At 65.2% G+C, this 2,046-nt stretch carries 2 protein-coding genes and 1 pseudogene; 2 read left to right on the forward strand and 1 reads right to left on the reverse strand.

Annotated elements, in window-relative coordinates; translation table 11 throughout:
- Positions 1-128: 128 nt before the first annotated feature.
- A pseudogene (locus tag XAXN_RS16820) lies at positions 129-509 on the forward strand (DUF2235 domain-containing protein); the annotation flags it as partial.
- 30 nt (positions 510-539) lie between these two features.
- Positions 540-1,109, forward strand: coding sequence for a hypothetical protein (locus XAXN_RS16825; RefSeq protein WP_054320403.1), 570 nt, complete (start codon positions 540-542; stop codon positions 1,107-1,109).
- Between the two features lie 197 nt (positions 1,110-1,306).
- On the opposite strand, the gene XAXN_RS16830 is transcribed toward XAXN_RS16825, so the two are convergent.
- The coding region (locus tag XAXN_RS16830; protein ID WP_054320404.1) for a LysR substrate-binding domain-containing protein at positions 1,307-2,046 on the reverse strand (740 nt) is incomplete at its 5' end.

The following is a 2,046-nucleotide window of genomic DNA, read 5'->3' on the forward strand; positions in this document are numbered from 1 at the left end:
AGGGATGGGGCTAATCAGGTACCGGTTTGCACGCGCAGTTTCCCTTGCGCCCGGTGGCGCTGTCGCCGGAACGCACCGATTCCTCGGTGCCGGCGTTCGCGCGGCACAACGGCGCCCCGGAGCCGCAAAGCTGGCAGCAGCAGATGCAGCAATTGCAGCAAGCGCGCGCGCACAGCCATGCGCCGGAGCAGTGGCAGGTGCCGATGAAGGCGGATGCACCGCAGCCACGGGCAGCGGCGGACAAGCCGCCCTCCCTGCATGACGACCCGCACGCCTTCCTGGACCGCATGCTTCTGGCCGCACAAAGCGGCGACCGCGATCAATTCCGTCAGATGACGCAGACCCTGGCCGATGAACCACCCGGCCGCGCGTTGCGCGCCGAGGCCATCGACACGGTGAATCAGCAGGAACAGCTGGCCGCCCAGCAGGCGATGTAGGCGCAGCAACAGCAGCAGCAGCAGCAGCAGCAGCAGCAGGAAACGATGCGCATCGGTGGGCGCAGCATGTAACAACGGGCAGCAACAAGGGCAGGATGCACAATGGATACAAGAGACCCACTGACGTTGGTCAGCAAGACCGCCGCGCTCATGGAGCAGTTCGAGCGCCGCTGCAGTGACATCGAGCAACAGCAACGCCGCCTTGCACAGCAGCTGGAACAGGTGACGCAGTCGTTGCCGGGAGTGATGACTCGGTCGGCAGAGCAGACCTTGCAGCGCGTTCCCGACACGTTGGTGAGAAATGTAAGGCAGGGGATGGACCAGTCGGTTGCCGATTTCGAGAAGCGGTTGCAACTCGCCGGTAGCATGATCGGGGGAGGTGCGCAGTCCCTGTCAGATCAACTCAAGCGCATCGAGCGGGCGCAGCGCCTGTTGCTGTGGAAAGGCGCGGCGGTCGTGGTCGGAAGTTTGCTGGTGTTGCTGGGCGGCGGCGGATGGTTGCTGGCCCATTATCGCCAGCAAATCGAAGACAATCAGTTGCGTGCGGAGCTATTGCGCGCCTACAACGCCGCCGACGTGACGCTGTGCAACGGCCAGCTATGCGCCAACGTGGAGACCAAGGGCCGGACCTACGGCGATCGCCGTCAATATCGGCAGGTCAAACCGCGCTGATTCCGGCGGCAGGCAACAGATGCCCCTGACGCCTCAAAGCAGCGGCGCTGCATTGTGCGCTATCGCACGGCTGTCGGCGACAGCCTGCGTTGGATCGTCTTGCGGCGGGTCTTGATCGGGCCGAGGATGCTGCGGCCCAAAGCTCAAACATGTGAGTCCGTTGCCGTCGTCACCGTGAAATGGTTTTTCAAGGCCGGTCAGAGCGACGACTCCGGTGCCCTCACACCGGGGTACAAACGCCGTGCAGTGGTGCGCAACGCCTGCAAAATGCGCTCGGCACCGGGCGGCAGAATGTAATCGCGTCGACGGATGATGCCGAACGATTCCATCCGCACGCCCAGTTTGATCGGCAGCACGGTGAGCAACTTGGCCTGGATCAACGGCGCCACCGATTCCACCGGCAAGGCGGTCAGCATGTCGGTGCCGCGCAGCAGAGTGTAGGTGACCGGCAGCGACGAGGTCTCGATGGCATTGGTCGGCGTCTGCACGCCGTGCTCCATGAACATCGAATCCAGGCGCGCGCGCAATATGCTGTCGGCGGGCGGCAAGATCCAGCCATGCCGTACCAGATCGGCATGCTGCAGGCCGGCGCGGCTGGCCAGCGGGTGCCCGGCACGCGCGATCACCGAGTGCGGCTCGTCGGCCAGGGGTTCGAACTCCAGCTCGCCCACCCCTTCCGGGCCGAGGATGTGCCCGATCACGATGTCGAGCTGCCCGTCCAGCAACTTGGCCACCAGCGGACGGCTGTAGTCCATTTCCACCCGCACCAGGATGTCCGGAAACTCGCGCTTGACCTCGGCGATGGCCTGCGGCACCAGGTTGGTACCCGGATTGACCACCGTGCCGATCGAAGCCTGGCCCATGCGCCCGGCGCGCAGCGCGGCGATTTCTTCCTGCGCCCGCCCGATCTCCGACATCGCCGCGCGCGCGCGCCGGG

Source organism: Xanthomonas axonopodis (assembly GCF_001304695.1).
GTDB classification, from domain to species: Bacteria; Pseudomonadota; Gammaproteobacteria; order Xanthomonadales; family Xanthomonadaceae; genus Xanthomonas; species Xanthomonas axonopodis.

Bases quoted from the DNA above. Each gene is read 5' to 3' on its own strand.
- XAXN_RS16825 (WP_054320403.1), top strand. From the start codon at position 540: ATGGATACAAGAGACCCACTGACGTTGGTCAGCAAGACCGCCGCGCTC.